The 17,129-nt window shown below is 67.8% G+C and carries 17 protein-coding genes and 1 tRNA gene; 5 read left to right on the top strand and 13 right to left on the bottom strand.

Annotated features, from left to right (window positions below; translation table 11 throughout):
• Positions 1-4 precede the first annotated feature (4 nt).
• Positions 5-1,525, top strand: a complete 1,521-nt coding sequence (locus tag BN13_RS04280; RefSeq protein ID WP_048544718.1) for an amidohydrolase — start codon at positions 5-7, stop codon at positions 1,523-1,525.
• On the opposite strand, the gene BN13_RS04275 is transcribed toward BN13_RS04280, so the two are convergent.
• The 5 genes from BN13_RS04275 to BN13_RS04255 all read right to left on the bottom strand — a co-directional run bounded on the left by BN13_RS04275 (position 1,522) and on the right by BN13_RS04255 (position 7,308).
• Positions 1,522-1,791: a formate dehydrogenase subunit delta gene (locus BN13_RS04275; protein WP_084733555.1), complete on the bottom strand. Its 270-nt coding sequence runs from the start codon at positions 1,789-1,791 to the stop codon at positions 1,522-1,524. The genes BN13_RS04280 and BN13_RS04275 overlap by 4 nt on opposite strands.
• A complete protein-coding gene (gene fdhF, locus BN13_RS04270; protein ID WP_048544713.1) occupies positions 1,788-4,613 on the bottom strand; it encodes a formate dehydrogenase subunit alpha in 2,826 nt (941 codons plus the stop codon). The genes BN13_RS04275 and fdhF overlap by 4 nt, the downstream gene beginning before the upstream one ends.
• A complete protein-coding gene (locus tag BN13_RS04265; protein WP_157038426.1) occupies positions 4,610-6,133 on the bottom strand; it encodes an NADH-ubiquinone oxidoreductase-F iron-sulfur binding region domain-containing protein in 1,524 nt (507 codons plus the stop codon). The genes fdhF and BN13_RS04265 overlap by 4 nt, the downstream gene beginning before the upstream one ends.
• On the bottom strand, positions 6,130-6,579 hold the full coding sequence (locus BN13_RS04260; RefSeq protein ID WP_053079714.1) for an NAD(P)H-dependent oxidoreductase subunit E: 450 nt from the start codon (positions 6,577-6,579) through the stop codon (positions 6,130-6,132). The genes BN13_RS04265 and BN13_RS04260 overlap by 4 nt, the downstream gene beginning before the upstream one ends.
• 105 nt (positions 6,580-6,684) lie before the next feature.
• Positions 6,685-7,308 (bottom strand): maleylpyruvate isomerase family mycothiol-dependent enzyme, encoded by a 624-nt coding sequence (locus BN13_RS04255; protein ID WP_201329042.1) that lies wholly within the window; start codon positions 7,306-7,308, stop codon positions 6,685-6,687.
• Positions 7,309-7,466: 158 nt separating this feature from the next.
• Here BN13_RS04255 and BN13_RS04250 point away from each other — a divergent pair.
• Positions 7,467-7,539: transfer RNA gene (locus BN13_RS04250), tRNA-Ala, on the top strand.
• Between the two features lie 288 nt (positions 7,540-7,827).
• Positions 7,828-8,361: a hypothetical protein gene (locus tag BN13_RS04245; protein WP_048544707.1), complete on the top strand. Its 534-nt coding sequence runs from the start codon at positions 7,828-7,830 to the stop codon at positions 8,359-8,361.
• 114 nt (positions 8,362-8,475) lie between these two features.
• Here the strand turns inward: BN13_RS04245 and BN13_RS04240 are convergent, their stop codons facing one another.
• Genes BN13_RS04240 through BN13_RS04210 form a run of 7 tightly spaced genes read right to left on the bottom strand, consistent with a single transcriptional unit; the run spans position 8,476 to position 14,393 of the window.
• A complete protein-coding gene (locus BN13_RS04240; RefSeq protein ID WP_048544705.1) occupies positions 8,476-9,048 on the bottom strand; it encodes a PIN domain-containing protein in 573 nt (190 codons plus the stop codon).
• Positions 9,049-9,051: 3 nt separating this feature from the next.
• Positions 9,052-9,432: a helix-turn-helix domain-containing protein gene (locus BN13_RS04235; RefSeq protein WP_048544703.1), complete on the bottom strand. Its 381-nt coding sequence runs from the start codon at positions 9,430-9,432 to the stop codon at positions 9,052-9,054.
• A gap of 50 nt (positions 9,433-9,482) precedes the next feature.
• A complete protein-coding gene (locus tag BN13_RS04230; RefSeq protein WP_048544702.1) occupies positions 9,483-10,304 on the bottom strand; it encodes an alpha/beta hydrolase in 822 nt (273 codons plus the stop codon).
• A complete protein-coding gene (kynU, locus tag BN13_RS04225; RefSeq protein WP_048544700.1) occupies positions 10,301-11,536 on the bottom strand; it encodes a kynureninase in 1,236 nt (411 codons plus the stop codon). Before kynU ends, BN13_RS04230 begins: the two co-directional genes overlap by 4 nt.
• A complete protein-coding gene (locus BN13_RS04220; protein WP_048544698.1) occupies positions 11,529-12,419 on the bottom strand; it encodes a tryptophan 2,3-dioxygenase in 891 nt (296 codons plus the stop codon). The genes kynU and BN13_RS04220 overlap by 8 nt, the downstream gene beginning before the upstream one ends.
• A 58-nt stretch (positions 12,420-12,477) precedes the next feature.
• Positions 12,478-13,080, bottom strand: coding sequence for a TIGR03086 family metal-binding protein (locus BN13_RS04215; RefSeq protein ID WP_048544697.1), 603 nt, complete (start codon positions 13,078-13,080; stop codon positions 12,478-12,480).
• 5 nt (positions 13,081-13,085) lie between these two features.
• Positions 13,086-14,393 (bottom strand): alpha-amylase family glycosyl hydrolase, encoded by a 1,308-nt coding sequence (locus BN13_RS04210; protein WP_048544695.1) that lies wholly within the window; start codon positions 14,391-14,393, stop codon positions 13,086-13,088.
• A 173-nt stretch (positions 14,394-14,566) separates the two neighbouring features.
• On the opposite strand from BN13_RS04210, the gene BN13_RS04205 reads away from it, so the two are divergent.
• Both BN13_RS04205 and BN13_RS04200 read left to right on the top strand, forming a co-directional pair.
• Entirely contained in the window at positions 14,567-14,947 is a 381-nt protein-coding gene (locus tag BN13_RS04205; protein ID WP_048544693.1) for a hypothetical protein, read from the top strand.
• A gap of 137 nt (positions 14,948-15,084) precedes the next feature.
• A complete protein-coding gene (locus BN13_RS04200; protein ID WP_048544691.1) occupies positions 15,085-16,107 on the top strand; it encodes a PQQ-dependent sugar dehydrogenase in 1,023 nt (340 codons plus the stop codon).
• Between the two features lie 165 nt (positions 16,108-16,272).
• Here BN13_RS04200 and BN13_RS04195 read toward each other — a convergent pair whose 3' ends face one another.
• Positions 16,273-17,091, bottom strand: coding sequence for an AAA family ATPase (locus BN13_RS04195; protein ID WP_048544689.1), 819 nt, complete (start codon positions 17,089-17,091; stop codon positions 16,273-16,275).
• Positions 17,092-17,129 lie beyond the last annotated feature (38 nt).

The following is a 17,129-nucleotide window of genomic DNA, read 5'->3' as shown; positions in this document are numbered from 1 at the left end:
TGCGATGACGGCCGAACCGCTCGTGGTGACCAACGCCCGGCTGGTGCCGGTGCGCGGCATACCTGCCCCGGCGGAGCCGGTCGATCTGCGGATCCGGGACGGCCGGGTCGTCGCCCTGGCGCCCAGGCTCCCCGTCGAGGTCGGCGAGCGCACCTGGGATGCCGACGGCCGGTGGTTGCTGCCCGGCCTGTGGGACGCGCACGTCCACCCGGTGATGTGGGGTCTCGCCCGCGCCCGGATCGACCTTGCCGGCACTGCCGACCCCGATGCCGTATGCCGCCGCGTCGCCGACCATCTGCAGTCACACCCGGGCGCCGGGATCGTCCTCGGCTACGGCTTCCGGTCCGCCGTATGGCCGCGTCAGCCCACTGTCGCCGAACTCGACGCCGTCACCGGCGCCCGGCCCGTCGCCTTAGCGAGCGGGGACGGCCACAACGGGTGGCTCAACTCCGCGGCGCTCGCCCTGATCGGGGCGCCGAGCCGGGAGGGCGCGCTGGTCGAGGACGAGTGGTATGCCGCCTACCGCCTTCTCGAGGTCGCCGCCGCGGACGTGGAGGATGGCGAGGCGTCGCTGGACGCGGCACTGGCCGATGCCGCCACCCGCGGCGTCGTCGGGATCGTGGACTTCGAGTTCGGCTCCGCGTTTCGGATGTGGCCGGACCGGCTCGGCCGTGGGACGCCGCCCGTCCGCGTACGCGCGGCCACCTATGCCGACGGTCTCGGCGAGGTCGCCGCGCTCGGCCTGCGCGACGGTGATCTCCTTGTGCCGCACTGCGATCGGGTCACGATGGGGCCGGTGAAGGTCATTTCAGACGGCTCCCTGAACACCATGACCGCGTGGTGCTGTGCGCCCTTCGTGGGCGCGGAGCACGCCGATCATCCCTGCGGCAAGCCCAACTACGACACCGACGATCTCGTGCCGATCCTGCGCCGGGCCCGCGAGTTGGGTCTGCGGGCGGCGGTCCATGCCATCGGCGACCGGGCGTTCGGGGCGACCCTGGCAGCCTTCGCCGAGACCGGCATCCCCGGCACCATCGAGCACGCCCAATTGATCGACGCGGGCGGGGTGCCCGAGATGGCTCGACTCGGCCTCACCGCGAGCGTGCAGCCGGTGCACTTGCTCGACGATCGCGAAGCGACGGCGCGCTTCTGGGGGGATCGGTCCGAGCGGGTCTATGCCTTCCGGACCCTGCTGGACGCCGGCATTCCGCTGGCACTGGGCTCCGATGCCCCGGTTGCGCCGCTCGATCCGTGGGCGGCGATCGCGGCCGCCGTGCATCGCAGCGACGACCTCGGCGGCCCATGGCATGCCGAGCAGCGCCTCAGCCTGGCCGAGGCCCTCGCGGCCAGCACCGACGGAGCCGGCACGCTAGGCGTCGGCTCGCTCGCCGATATCGCTATCCTGGAGGACGATCCATTCGCCGCAGTGGCGGGCGAGGACGATCCAGTGGCAGCGGCGCGGCGACTGCGCGGCATACGCACTGCGGCGACGCTCGTCGGTGGGGAGTTCAGCCACGGCGGCTAGCCGCCGGACGGCTCCGCGACCTCGGCCCGGTCGATGTCGCCATCGACGAAGTGCTCCGCCGAGCGCACCAGGAGGGGGTGGAGGTCGGTGTTGCCGCGCCGAATCTGCGTCATGAGTGCGTGCCGCATCCGCGGCTCCCAGAACTTCGCGATGTGCGTCGCGATCTCCTCTGCGGCACGCTCCCGGGGGAGGTGCTGGAAGGCGCGCACGAGGTCGTGCCCCATCCGCATCTCCGGGGTCTCATGTGGTGCGTGACCGGACGTCATACGCTCGCTCCGAGATCGGCCGTCTCGTGCTCGTATGCCGCGCGCCGCGCCTGCGTGGAGACCGTCACCTCGACGGCGGTCACCTTGTATTCGGGGCAGTTGGTCGCCCAGTCGGAGTTGTCGGTCGTCACGACATTCGCGCCGGTCACCGGGTGGTGGAAGGTCGTGTAGACGACACCCGGCTGCATCCGGTCGGATACCAAGGCGGTGAGCGAGGTGCTGCCCACCCGGCTCGCCATCTCGACGACATCCCCGGTCGCGATGCCGCGCACGTGCGCGTCGGCGGGATGGATCTCCAGGACGTCCTCGGGATGCCACATCGAGTTCGGAGTCCGGCGAGTCTGCGCGCCCACGTTGTATTGCGTCAGGATGCGCCCGGTCGTCAGCAGCAGCGGGAAACGGCGAGTCGTCTGCTCCGTGGTGGGCACGTAGACGGTCGGCGTGAGCCGACCGAGGCCGCGCACGAACTGACCCACGTGCATTGTCGGCGTGCCATTCGGGGCCGCATCGTTGACCGGCCATTGCATCGAGCCCTCGGCGTCGAGGCGGGCGAAGGACACGCCGGCGAAGGTTGGGGTCGTCGCGGCGATCTCGTCCATGATCGCGGCGGGATCGGCATACGTCATCGGGTAGCCCATCGCCGTGGCGATCTCGCAGACGACCTGCCACTCGTCCTTGCCGACGAGGGATGGCATCACCGGACGGACCCGGTTGAGGCGACGCTCGGCATTGGTGAAGGTGCCGTCCTTCTCCAGGAAGCTGGTTCCAGGGAGGAAGACATGCGCGAAGCGGGCCGTCTCGTTGAGGAAAAGATCTTGCACGACAACGAGTTCCATCGCCCGAAGGGCAGCCTCGACGTGCTGGGTGTTGGGATCCGACTGCGCGATGTCCTCGCCCTGAACGTACAGGCCGAGGAAGCTGCCGCCGATGGCGCTGTCGAACATATTCGGGATGCGCAGGCCCGGAGTCGGCTGGATCGTGACCTTCCACAGGGACTCGTAGATCTCGCGGACTTCGGGGCGCGAGACATGGCGGTAGCCTGGCAACTCGTGCGGGAAGGAGCCCATGTCGCATGAGCCCTGCACGTTGTTCTGCCCGCGCAGCGGGTTGACTCCGACGCCCTCTCGGCCGATGTTGCCGGTCAGCATGGCGAGATTGGCCAGGCCCATCACCATCGTCGACCCTTGGCTGTGCTCCGTCACGCCGAGGCCGTAATAGATCGCCGCGTTGCCGCCGGAGGCATAAAGCCTTGCGGCAGCGCGCAATTCGGCAGCGGGTATGCCGGTCTCCGCCTCCGTCGCCTCCGGCGAGTTCTCCGCGCCCCGGATGAAGTCGAGGAAGATCTCGACGTCCTCGCAGCGGTCGCGAAGGAAGGCCACGTCGTGCAGGCCCTCGTCGACGATCGCGTGACACATCGCGTTGATGAAGGCGACATTGGTGCCGGGTCGCACCGGCAAGTGGTGGGCAGCGGCGACGTGCGGGCTGCGGACCAGGTCGATCCGGCGCGGGTCGGCGACGATGATCTGGGCGCCCTCGCGCAGGCGCCGCTTCATCCGGGACCCGAAGACCGGGTGCGCGTCGGTCGGGTTGGCGCCGATGAGGAGCATGACGTCGGTCTGCTCGATCGAGGCGAAGTCCTGCGTGCCCGCCGACGTGCCGAAGGTGTGGTTGAGGCCATAACCCGTGGGGGAGTGGCACACCCGAGCGCACGTGTCGACATTGTTGTTGCCGAAGGCGGCTCGCACCATCTTCTGGACGACGTAGACCTCTTCGTTGGTGCACCGGGAGGAGGAGATGCCGCCGATCGCCCCGACGCCGTGCTGATCCTGGATCGCCCGGAAACCGGTCGCGATCCGCTCGATGGCCTCCTTCCACGAGACGACCTGCCAGTCGTCATCGATGGAGTCGCGCACCATCGGCTCCAGCTGACGGTCGGCGTGCGCGGCATACCCATAAGCGAAGCGTCCCTTGACGCACGAGTGGCCCTCGTTGGCTCCGCCGTCCTTCCAGGGGACCATCCGCACGACGCGGGTGGCGGGGCCGGTCCCTTGCACCTCGGCCTTGAACGAGCAGCCGACGCCGCAGTAGGCGCAGGTCGTCAAGACGGTGCGCGACGGCATACCCAAGGAGACGAGGGACTTCTCGGCCAGGGCATCGGTGGGACACGCCTGGACGCACGCGCCGCACGAAACACACTCTGACTCACGGAAGTTGGTGTTGCCGGGGGTGATCCGTGACTCGAAGCCGCGGCCGGAGACCGTCAACGCGAAGGTGCCCTGCACCTCGCTGCACGCCCGCACACATCGGGAGCAGACGATGCACGCGGCGGGGTCATAGTCGAAGTAGGGGTTGGACGCATCGGTGGCGTCGTCGAGGTGGTTGGCGCCCTCGCGGCCATAACGAACCTCCGCGACACCGGTCGTCACCGCGAGCGCCTGCATCTCGCAATTGCCGCGCGCGCATCCAGCGCAGTTCCCGGGGTGGTCGGAGAGGTAGAGCTCCATGACGTTGCGGCGCAGATCGCGAACGGTCTCGGTTTGCGTCGAAACGACCATGCCGTCGGCGCACGGGGTGGTGCACGATGCCGGCGTGCCCCGGCCGCCCTCGACCTCGACGAGGCACAGCCGGCACGAGCCGAAGGACTTCAGCGAGTCCGTCGCGCACAACTTGGGTATGTCGATCCCCGCCTCCTTCGCCGCGCGCATCACCGAGGTGCCGGCAGGGACGGTCACCTCGCGGCCGTCGATCGTGACCGTGGCCTCGGCGCCGAGCGGTGCGTCGACGGGAGGGGTGCCGAAGTCGGGTTCGACCAGGATGCTCATGGGGTTCCTCCCGTGAAGTCCTCGGGGAAGTGGGTCAGGGCGGACTGGACCGGCATCGGGGTCAAGCCGCCCATGGCGCACAACGAACCCTTGGTCATCGTCGTGCAGAGGTCTTGCAAGAGAACGAGATTGGCGTCGCGGTCGGTGCCAGCGCGGATGCGGTCGATGACCTCGACACCGCGCACCGACCCGACCCGGCAGGGGGTGCACTTGCCGCACGACTCCTTGGTGCAGAACTCCATGGCGAAGCGCGCCATTGCCGAGGCGTCCATGGTGTCGTCGAAGACGACGATGCCACCGTGCCCGAGCATCGCGTCGGCGGCGGCGAGAGCCTCGTAGTCCATCGGCACGTCGAACCGAGCCGCCGGCAGATAGGCACCGAGCGGGCCGCCGACCTGGGCTGCGCGGACCGGCCGGCCCGACCGGGTGCCGCCGCCGAAGTCGTTGATCAGCTCACCGAGCGTGACGCCGAAGTCGGCCTCGACGATGCCGCCCCGGGCGACGTTGCCGGCCAGTTGGAACACCTGAGTGCCGCGCGAACGACCGACGCCGAGCGCGGCATACGCCTCTCCTCCGTCGGCGAGGATCATCGGGACGGCCCCGAGGGTGAGGACGTTGTTGACGACGGTGGGTCGGCCGAAGAATCCTTGCAACGCCGGGATCGGTGGCTTGGCGCGCACCTCCCCGCGTTTGCCTTCGAGGGACTCCAGCATGGAGGTCTCCTCGCCGCAGATATAGGCGCCGGCGCCGACGCGCACTTCCAGATCGAAGCTCAGGTCGCTGCCCTGGATGCCCGCACCGAGATAGCCGCGGGCGTAGGCGATGTCGATGGCGCGGCGGAGCACGGCGATGGCGGCGGGGTACTCGGAGCGGAGGTAGATATAACCCTCGGTCGCGCCGACGGCGTGCGCGGCGATGGTCATGCCCTCGATCAGGGTGAAGGGGTCACCTTCGATCAGCATGCGGTCGGCGAAGGTGCCCGAGTCGCCCTCGTCGGCATTGCAGCAAACGAACTTCACGTCAGCCGTTGCGGTCCGCACGGTCTCCCACTTGATGCCGGCCGGGAAGCCGGCGCCGCCGCGGCCGCGCAGGCCGGAGGTGGTCACCTCGGTGACCACCTGCTCGGGTGCGAGGGAGAGGGCGCGGGCCAGCCCGGCATACCCCCCGTTGTCGATGTATGCCGTGAGGTCGGTCGGCTCGGTGACCCCGACTCGGGCGAAACTCACCCGGTGTTGGCGGGCGAGCCAGGGGTACTCGGCCACGACCCCGATGCGGTCGAGTCCGTCGACCTCGCCGCCGTCGAGTCCGCCGGCGATCAAGGCGGGAATGTCGACGGCGGCGACATTTGCGTAGCCGACGCGGCCGTCGTCGGTCTCGACCTCGACCAGGGGCTCCAGCCACAGCATCCCGCGAGAGCCGTTGCGGCGCACCGTGATTCCGGCCACAGCTAGGGCCTCGGCGACCTCATCGGCGCCGACGGAGGTGGCGGCGGAGTCGGCACTCACCCATACGGTGCTCATCGGGTCCATCCTTCGCCCAGAGCCTCGATGCGATCGGAGCTCAACCTGCCGTGGAGACGACCGTCGATCATGCCGGCCGGCCCGAGCGCGCAGTTGCCGAGACAGAAGACTTCGCCGACCTCCACGCCGCTGTCTTCAGAGAAGCGCTCAGCTGTCGCGGCATACAACGCCCCAGCGCCAACGGACTGGCAGGCCTCGGCGCGGCACAGGGTGACCGTGTGGCTCGGAGCCGGGGTGCGGCGGAAGTCGTGATAGAAGCTGACGACGCCGTGGACGTCCGCGCGGCTGAGGTTGAGGACGTCGGCGATCATCGGGATGTCGTCGTCGGAGACGTAGCCGAAGCGCTCGACGACGGTGTGCAGAATGGGGAGGAGGGGACCCCGAAGGCTGCGGCTGGACTCGGTGATCGCGCGGACCTCGGCGGCTCGGGCGGCGTCCGCCGGCACCGCGGGCGGTGGCCCCCCGCTCGGACCTCGCCGGACTCGACCGTCACCTCGCACCGCGGGCCTCCTTGCTCGCACCTAGACGGCCAACCTTACGCCGCGCCGGTGTCAGCGGCTGCGAAGTTGCTCCACGCCCGGGCCGGTCAGCTGGTCGAGATAGGCGGTGCGCCCGGCCATGGCCATGACGAGCGCGAGGATCGGACCCTCGACGGCCTGCCCGGCTCCGTGGCTCCACGTGGTGTCGGTGGCGCGCAGGGCGAGGCCGGCGATGCGGTTCTTGGCGCCGATGAGCGTGTTGGAGCCCTTGTAGAAGTCGGCCAGCGTGACGAGCGCCTCGGTTGGATAGTCGCGCTGCAGCCCGAGGGGGTGGCGGATGTCCTCCGCGTGCACGATCACTTCGCCCAGCCAACTCGGCTTGGGGCCGGGGGGCGAGGAAGTGGAGTTCTGCTGCGCCTCGAAGTTGTCGAGCGTCTCCTGCGGGTTGGTGCCCTTGGTGCGCGCGATGCCGGCGTCGAGGAAGCGGTTGAAGCTGAAGCCGGCCTTGGCCAGGCCGGTGACAAAGCTGATCGGCGTGGTGGAGGCGGTCGCGGTCATGTGCGCAAGCACATCTTGGACGGTCCAGCCCGCGCAGAGCGACGGGGTTTGCCAGGCGGCGGCGTCCGGCAGTGTCTTCAGGTCGGCCGTCAGCGCGGCCCGCTCGGCGTGGACGACGGGCCAGATGTCGATACTCACGGCGCGATTGTGCGGCATCGCCGGTGGTTTGGGGTGGATTGCCTGCGCAACGGATGGCAGCGCCGGACGTGGAGGCCGCGATTTGGGTTCTGGCGGGGCGCCGGTTAAGATTCCGCAGGTTGCTCGGGCCGGTTTCGGCCCGCGGCACCACCCGAAACGGGGCTGTAGCGCAGTTGGTAGCGCACCTCCATGGCATGGAGGGGGTCAGGGGTTCGAATCCCCTCAGCTCCACCCAGTTTCCTGACCGAAGGCCGCCCCCGAGGCGGCCTTCGTGGTTGCTACTAGCGGGTAGGTCGGACGTTTCGGCACGTGGGCGTGACGAAACTATTCGCAGCCGTCACGCCGTGTGGTTATGGGTGCAGCCCTAGCCTCGGTCGCCTTCAGCGCCTTGCGTCCATCGGGCGCGGTGGCTGCGGCGGCAACACCGACAACGTGGACGGTGATGAAGTCGCGCCTTGACGGTGGGGCTTTCACACCGCCATTGCGTCGGCCACGATCGGGGAGACTCGAACGTGGCTCGTGGGCGGCGACGTTTTCGGGATCAACACGCGCAATGGCGACATCCACGCACCCTGGGTGGGCGCCTCTGCTGGCCTCTACCAGGATGGCGCGTCCGCCGTGGCCGGGTTGGTGATCCTGGCGGAACAAGGGCGGGCCTACGCGCTGACGGGCCGCTACGACGGCACCGACGCGGTTCCGAAGTACACGTCATCTGGGCTGTACCAAGCGACGTTCTCCGAGGGGGCTTGGTCGACCTGGACATTGGTGGAAACCACGGAAGTCATCAGGACCTGCCCTCAGGGCCCCAACATGCGGATCTTCGGACACGTCATGGCGCACGAAAGGACGGTCGGCGACACGGACTCGCTCCTGATCGCGACGTACGACGGCAAGCTCATGCGGGTCGCCGTGCCGATTCACGAGGCGTCGACGCCGCCAGGCCTCTACCGCCTGCCGCTCAAACCGGACACATACGCCCCGGAGGGGCCCCCCGTTCACGTGCACGGACCAGGGGGCCGCCAACGAAGACACCTACGGGACCATCATCAGTGACCTCAAGCCGCACCCGGCTGGATTGGGCGTGCTTGTCGGATTCAAGGATGGCGGCGGATTGGTGCACATCCGGGGCGTCAGTTCCTAACCCATTGGGATGGTGTCGTATTGCCGTTACTCGGGCAGGTAGGCGACGAGTCTGTCGGCGAAGAGGGGCGCTCCGGCGACCGCGAGTTTCTTACTCAGTTCCCTGCTTGTGAGCCGGGGTGATCTTTTCTCCGCGGCTAGCCTCACGAACGCATCCATCACGGCCCTTGGAAAACTCTCGAGGAGGCCGGAAAGGAACTCGTCTGCGGTCATGACGGCAACCCCCGCTGAAAGAACTGGCGCGGTGCGCAGATCCTTCAGGTTTCGGGTCAGCAAAACGTCGACGTGTCCATGGATTACAGCCGCCGCATGGACGCGATCGTCAGGATCAGGCGACAGGTCATCTGTGACCATTGCCCGGTATACACCAGGGTCGATGCGGCCTTGCCCGAAGTAATGTCGAACGGCGGAGCCAACGGCGGCGGCAGAGGCTGGCGTTCTCATACCCTCGCGGACAATGACTCGTTCCCATTCTTGGATGACTTCATCTGTCCATACCCACGTGAACAGCAGGTCCTCGGACAGGTTCAGCAGGAGGTCCATGATCGTGAAGGGGAACAACTCGCTTGTGTCGATGAATACCCTCTGTCCGTGACGCACGGGCTACTCGGCGAGTGCCCTGCGGATCGCTTCTGCGCCTGACCGACGCGATTCCCGCTCGGCACCAAGCCGCGCAACATCGAGCGCGCGAATACGGCGATGACGGCTGCCGGGCAACCGTCGGAACGGCAAACCGCCGCTCTCGCACAAGCGATCCACGAACTGCCGCGTCACCCCTAGCACTTCTGCAGCCTGCGCTGGCGTGATCTCCTCGTCTGCGCGCAACACCACGAAGTGTGATCCGCCGGCGACCTCATTAAGCATTGTGCGAAGCATGGATTCCAGCGGGCTGTCGCCCACGATTTGGTCTGCCAAGTGCTTCGCGTCCGATCGGACGCCAGGCTCGCCGGGGTCTAAGGAGGCGGAGAGCGTGTGGGCTGTCATCTGTCAATCATACGCAATACTGCAATAACTGCAACTAGCGCACCCCTGGGTTAGCGTTGCGTGCTCACCAAATCGAGGACGGCTGCGCGGCATACGTGCCAGTCCGGGGAGTCGGGGGTGATGACGCCGAAGTGGTCCGCGCCCGGGAGGGTGACGAGGCGACAGGAGTCGTCGGCGCGGGCGGCGGCCGCGGCATACGACTCGGATTGGGAGAGGGGGACGTCCTCGTCGGCGGTGCCGTGGACGAGGACCGAGGGGACTCCGGTTGGGAGGAGCCGGACCGGGGACACCACCTCGTATGCCGCGGGCTCGCCCCCGCCGCTCGGGTCCAGGAAGGCGGCCACGGCGCCCGCCCCGAGGTGGTCGGTCACGGCGAGCTCCAGGTCCAGCACGCCCGCTTGGGAGACGAAACCACTCAGCGGGACAACCGGATTCGCGCCAGGGGCACCATCGCGTAGCCGAGCTCGGCCGGCCAGCCACCCCGCGAGGTGGCCGCCCGCCGAATGCCCGAGGGCTACGACGCGAGTGAGGTCGACCCGATCGGCGACCGCCGCGAGAGCATCCACTGCGGCGGCTACGTCCGCGCACGTGTTCGGCCAGCCGCCGCCATTGCCGACCCGGCGATACTCGACATTGAGTGCAGCGACGCCATGGGCGGCGAGGTCCCGCGCCAAGGGCGTGCCCAGATCCAGTCCATAGCGCGCCCGCCAGAACCCGCCGTGCACCACGACGCACACCGGCGCCGTCTCGCGCGCATCCGGCCCGGTGCCCTCCTGCCCGCCACCATCCGGCAAGTGGAGCTCCGCGAACTGGCTGGGGTCACGGCCATACGTGAGCTTGGTGACCTTGGCCGGGTTGCTGATCTGACTCATGCCCGCCGGGAGAGTTCATCGTGAATGGCGGTGATCCCGACCTCGACTTCGGCGAACGAGGTCGACAGCGGGGACAGGCCCAGCCGGATGCCCGTCGGCGGGCGGAAGTCGGGGATGATCCCGTGGTCCCACAGGGCCAGCGTGATCTCGCGGAAGTCCGGGTGGTCGATGGTGATGTGCGATCCCCGAACCGCCGCATCACGCGGTGACGACAAGGTCACTCCGAGCCGCGCCAGCAAGCCGTCCGTCAGCTCGATCGCGAACTCCGTCAACGCAATCGACTTCGCGCGGATGGCCGGCATGCCCGCCTCGGCGACCAGATCCAGCATCGCGATCAGCGGCTGCATCGCGAGCACCGGGGGAGTGCCCGTGAGCAACCGGCGCATGCCTGTCGCCGGCGCGAACGGCGCGATCATGTCGAATGGATCGGCGGCGCCCATCCACCCGGTCAGCGGGTTGCGCAGGGTGGCCTGATGCGCGGCGGCGACATACGCGAACGCGGGGGAGCCCGGCCCGCCGTTCAGGTACTTGTAGGTGCACCCGACGGCATAGTCGACGCCCCACGCGTCCAACTCGATCGGCAACGCCCCCGCGCTGTGGCACAGATCCCAGATCACCACGGCCCCCGCCTCGTGCGCGGCGCGCGTAATCGCCGCCGCGTCGGCGAGATAGCCCGAGCGGTAGGCGATGTGACTGAGCAGCACCACGGCCGTCCGGTCCGACAGCGCCTCCTGCACGAGGTCCACCGACACGCCCGAGTCCAGCGGCGGCTCCAGCCAGCGAATCGTGCGGCCGGTCTCGGCCGCAACCCCCTCGGCGAGGTAGCGATCTGTCGGGAAGTCGCTGCGCGCCATCAGGATTTCGACGCGATCGGGCCGCTCGGCCACCGCCGCCCGCAGCAGCTTGTAGATCAGCACGGACGTCGAGTCGGCGATCACCGTCTGGCCCGGCGCGGCACCCAGGCATACCTGCCCAAGCCGGTCCCCGACAACGAAGGGAACCTCCATCCACTGCTCGTCCCAGGCCCGGATCAGCCGCTCGCCCCACGCCCCGGCCACAAACTCCGACAGGTATGCCGCGGTGTCCCGCAGCGGCCGACCGAGCGAGTTCCCATCCAGGTAGGCCACGACCTGCGCACCGGGATCGAAGAAGCGGGATCGGAAGTGCCGCAAGGGATCCGCGGCATCCAAAGTCGCGGCATCCAAGGCCGCGGCGGGGGACTGCTCAGACATCCGCGGCGCCCTCGTAGGGCGAGGGGTTGGGTGCCCCGATGGCGGTGCGCACGGCATACAACTCCGGGAAGAAGGTCAGGTCGAGCGCCTTCTGGAGGAAGCCGACCCCGGACGAGCCGCCGGTGCCGGTCTTCATCCCGATCGTGCGCTGCACGATCCGCAGGTGCCGGAATCGCCACGACTGGAAGTTGTCCTCCAAATCGACGAAGTCCTCGCACGCCTCATAGAACCCCCACGGCGTGTCTTCGGATTCATAGAGCTGGGTCAGCAGCGGCACCAATTCCGGATGGAAGGTCCACGCGCGCGTGACGTCGCGATTCAGAACCTCGTCCGGCACGGCATACCCGGCCCGGGCGAGCGCGCGCAAGAAGGCGTCATAGACCGTCGGCTCGTGCAGCTGCCGCGTGAGCAGGGCGTGCGCCTCGGGCTCGGAGGTGAAGACGTTGAGCATCCCGGCGTTCTTGTTGCCGAGGATGAACTCGATCGCCCGGTATTGATACGACTGGAAGCCGCTGGCGCTGCCCAGGGAGCCGCGGAACTGCGCATACTCGCGCGGCGTGAGGGTCCCGAGCACCGACCACTGCTCGATCAAGGTGCGCTGAACCGCCTTGACGCGGGCGAGGCACTTCAGCGCCGGCCCGCGCTCGTCGGCGTCGATGAAGGCGCGAGCCGCCTCCAGTTCGTGCAGCACGAGCTTGAGCCAGAGCTCGCTCGTCTGATGCTGAATGATGAAGAGCATCTCGTCGTGATGCTCGGGCACGCTGCGCGGGTGCTGGGCCCCGAGGATTTGGTCGAGGCCGAGATACCGGCCATAGCTCATCGCGCCGTGGAAGTCGGTGCGGACACCGTCTTCGATCTCGCGGACGCCACTGTCCTTGCTCATCACCGCACCATATGCCCAGCCCTCGAACCCTCAACGAACAGCAGAGAAGCAGGCTGTCCTAGGCGGGAGGGGACCAGCGCGGGTCGCGGCCCAGGAACGCCATGAGCTGCTCCTGCTCGTCGGCGTCGTCCGGGACGGGCTGTTGGTCGCCGAACTGACCCGAGCCGCGGATCATCTCGCTCATCGCGGTCATGCCGGTGAACATGTCGTGCACCCGCTCGGGATCGAGTCGGTGGTCCTGGCCGGTCGCGCGGGCAAGGTCCCACCGGTGCAAGAAGACGTCGGGCGTGTAGAACCGGTCCATCATCTCCGCAACCGACGACTCACCCATGTGCGGATTCGTATGCCGCGCAGCGGACTTCGCGGGATCCTCCAGTATCGCCCGGACTTGCCGGTCCAACTCCCGCCACGCCTCCGCCGGGTCACTCGCGGCATCCGGGATGGGTTGGAAGATCACCGAGGAGCCCCCGCTCACCAGGCCGGGCAGCCACTCGACGAGGTGTCCGACGACATCCCGGGCCCGCCACTCGGCGACCGGCGTCGGGGCATCCCAGTCGCGCACGCCGTCGACGGTGCCCGAAAAGGTGTCCGCGACTTGGCGATAGCGCTCGGCGATGGCCTGGTCAGGGGCGAGTTCGGGGGCAGGCTCTGGCACGGTCATACGGCTCATGCTCCCAGAAAGACGCGGTAGCCCCACGGCTCGATCGTCATGCTGGAGTCGGCGCCCAACTCCACCGATTCCTGCGTGAAGTGCTCGCGCCACGCCCCCAGATGCGGGCCGTTGTCGAAGGTGATCGTCTGCTCGGCACCCGACAAGTTCAGGACGCAGAAGATGCGGCTCTGGTCGTCCGCGCGCACGAAACTCAGCACCTCGCGGAAGGCCGAGTTGCGGACATTGACCATGCGCGCGCCCCACGCGCCATTCCACAGTGCCGAAGTGGCGTGCTTCAGGGCAAAGAGCGAGCGATAGAAGTCGGCCATCGGGTGCTCACGCCACTCGATCGGGTCCTTCTCGAAGAACTTCAGGCGCTTCTCGTTGCCGGCTTCCTGACCGTTGTAGAGCAGCGGCATGCCCTCGCCGACGACCGAGAGCACGATCGCCGCGTGAACGGCGTCGCCGAACATCTCGTATTCGGTTCCGTCCCAGGAATTTTTGTCGTGGTTCGAGACGAACATCATCCGGATGGCGTCACGCGGATAGCCCTTGGCGTTCCAGGCGTAGAACCCGTAGAGCGCCTCGACGGTGGCCTTGCCCTGGGCGATGTGATGCATGGTGTCGTTCCACGTCCACGCATAGGTCATGTCGAAGGCACGGACGTGCAGGTCGCGGGCCTCCCACTCGGCGAGCATGAACACCGGCTTGATCTCATCGAGCTCCCGGCGCACGTTGTCCCAGAAGTCCACCGGCACGAGCCCGGCCACATCGCAGCGGTAGCCGTCGATATCGGCCTCGCGGACCCAGTAGCACATGGCCTCGGTCATATAGCGGCGCATCTCCGGCACGTCATAGTCCAGGTCGATGATGTCGTCCCAGTCCCACCACGGCGTTGGCGTGAACTCGCCCTTCCAATCCCGGGCATACCACTCCGGATGATCGGTGACGAGGTGGTTGTCCCAGGCCGTGTGGTTCGCGACCCAGTCCAGGATGACCTTCAATCCGAGCTCATGCGCCTGTGCGACAAAGGATTTCAGGTCTTCGAGCGTCCCCAACTCCGGATTGACGGCGAGGTAGTCCCGCACGGCATACGGGCTCCCGAGGCTGCCTTTGCGGTTGACCTCCCCGATCGGGTTAATCGGCATGAGCCACACGATGTCGACGCCGAGGTCGCGGACGCGGGGGAGTTGCTGAGCCGCCGCCGCGAGGGTTCCTTCGGCCGTGAACTGCCGCGTGTTGATCTGATAGATCGTCGCGCTGCGACTCCACTCGGGGTGGGTGATCTCGACTCCGGGCGCGGGCAGATAACGATCGGTCACGTGGCTTCCTCGGCAGGTGGGGGGACGAACCTCTCCACCGTATGCCAAGTGCTCGCCTCCCACGGAATAGGCGCCGACTCTGCTGCTTCAGTGGGCGATGTATCACCAGGGCCACCGTCCCCTCTGTCCCAGCAACGGACTCGGCGACCGCCGGGCTGGGGAGGAGGGGAAGGGTGACCGCGATGGATGTCGTTCCGATGTTGCGGCTGCCGGCGTCGTGGCCGTTTGCCGTGAACGCGACGATCGCGATGGGCACCTTGGCCGTGCTTGATCTCACCGGTGCCTATGCCGCCAAGGAGTGGATGGAACACCGGGCTGTCGGCATGCTCAGCCTCGGGATCGCCTGCATGGTGCTGCTGTTCTGGGTGTATGCCTCGGCGTTGCAGTTCGCCGACCTCGCCGTCGTCACCTTTGGTTGGATCGTGTTGCTGCAGATCGGGGTTCTGCTGCTCGATCAGTTCCACTACGGCGTGCCGCACTCGTCGCGCGCCTGGTTCGCGGTCGCCGTGATGATCGCGGCGCAGGGCTACCTGGTCCTCGGCGCCGACTCGTGATGGACGCGTCCTAACCGTTGCGCGGGAGGTGACGGCGCACCATACTAACGGGCAGGGAGCCGGGGGGTTCGTCCTCGGGTCGGGACCGGGGAGGCACGATGACCAGGGCATTTGCAGGACGGCCGGGCGCACGACGGATGAGTCCGGGAGTCACGGGATGGCTGGCCGCCGTCCTCACCACGCTCCTCGTGGCGGTTCTCCCGGGCGCTGGAGCCTCGGGCCTCGCGGCGCACCACGGACCCGGTGAGGCGAAGGGCGTCCTCGATCCCGGCCTCGTCATCCAGACGGTTGTCGGCGGCCTCGACCGACCCACGAATGTCGTTTTCGATCCCAGCGGCAATATGTTCGTGACCACCAAGCCAGGGCTTCTTCTGCGGTATGCCGCGCCCACCTACACCGCGCCTCAGACAATTCTCGATCTCCGCGTCTCGACCTACGACGACTGGGATCGCGGCCTCCTCGGGATGACCCTCGACCCGAAGTTCGCCGCCGGTCGACCGTATCTCTATGTGCTGCAGACCTACGACAAAGACCCCTTCGGTCTGGCCAAGATGCCGCGATGGGGGACCGGCGGTGGCACGGAAGATGTGTGTCCGGCGCCGCCGGGGGCGACGAATGACGGCTGCACGGCCAGCGGCCGGCTCCTCCGTTACACGATCAACGCCAACGGCACGATCAACGCGGCCGGCACCAAGGTGCTCCTCGACGGCACCACGACGCCGGGTGGCGGTTGGTGCCAGCAGTTCCCGTCGCACAGCATCGGGACGGTCGAGTTCGGGCCCGACGGGGCGCTTTATGTCGGCGCCGGCGACGGGGCGAGCTTCAATGCCGTCGACTATGGCCAGTTCGGCACCCGCGGCGGCCCGACGCCCCCCAACCCGTGCAACGACCGGCCCGGCGCCCGCGGCACGGCGCTGACCGCCGCCACGTCGGCCGGAGGAGCGTTGCGGGCGCAGGCGGTGCGCACGGCACCGGCCAAGGGTTTCGTCTCCTGGGACGGGGCAATCCTACGGATCAACTGTCGAGATGCACTGAAGATTGCGCGTCCGCCTGCTGAGCACATTGCGCAAACGGCGTGTTCAGGGGCGACCGTGCAAAGCAGCCGTCCCTTGTGCTCACGGAGGGTCTCGGAGCAATGGATGCCGAACCAGCCTCAGTAGATGCATGGTGGCGGATCGTGGGGCCGGTCTGAACGCGCTCGTTCGTATAGGGCCCCGTCACCGGAACACCTCGCCGGGCGGGTCATACGGTCACCGGCCAGAGTCGCAGTGTGGCTTGCGCCGTTAAATGGCGGGGTTCTGTAGGTGATATGTGGCGGGCCCCGGTCAACTGACGCCGATGACGAGAGTGCTGGCGGCGGCTTCGATGACGTCGTTGGTGATGGTGTCGAGTTCGTTGATCTTCAGGACGCGCTCGATCTGGGGGAAGAGTCGTTCCAGAAGCCGGAAGTTACCTCGGGTGATCCGGGCGATGGCGGCGATGGCTTGGGCGTCGGTGAAGTCCTCTGGGTCGAGGATCTTACCGAGGGCGCGCCAATGCCGTTGCAGGACGAAGAGCAGTTCCTCCTTGCCCAGGGGCCGGTACTGGTGGGCGAAGCCGACGCGGCTGTAGAACTGGGGATAGTGGCTGAACTGCTTCTCCAGACCGGGCATGCCGATCAGGATGAGGGCAAGGTTTTCTCGGTCGTAGCGATCGCGCAGCAGTTCCATTGCGGTGGGGCGGAGGCGTTCGGACTCATCGACGATGACCAGCTCCACGTAGTTCCTGCTGTGGCGCCATCCGCGCGTCTCTGGCGTGACCTGCCCGGCCGGCGCGAGGTGCTGCTCGATGCAGATGTTGGTGCGGGTGATGACCTGGTCGAGTTCGTCCTTCAAGGCTCGTGGCGTGGTCAGCACGCTGGGGGTGTAGAGCACGGTGCGGCTCTTGGCCAGCGCAGCGTAGACCTGCGCGTCACTGTCGGAGCGCGGTCCCCAGTAGGTCAGCAGGTCGTGGACCTTGTCCCAGCGGGCGTAGCGGCGCGCGGAGAGCGTCTTGCCCACGCCGGCTGGGCCAAAGCACAGGCCGATGGTGTGCCCGCGCCGCACGGCGTCGGCGAACTCGGTGAAGCGGCGGTGTTCTTTGGTCACGATGAAGCGCTGACTCACCTTAGGTCCTCTCTGTAAACCTTCAACTTCCGCCGTGG

The sequence above is a fragment of the Nostocoides jenkinsii Ben 74 genome (assembly GCF_001046875.1).
GTDB classification, from domain to species: domain Bacteria; phylum Actinomycetota; class Actinomycetes; order Actinomycetales; family Dermatophilaceae; genus Nostocoides_A; species Nostocoides_A jenkinsii.
Note: the sequence above shows the minus strand (reverse complement) of the source record. Positions and strands in the feature narration are given on the sequence as shown.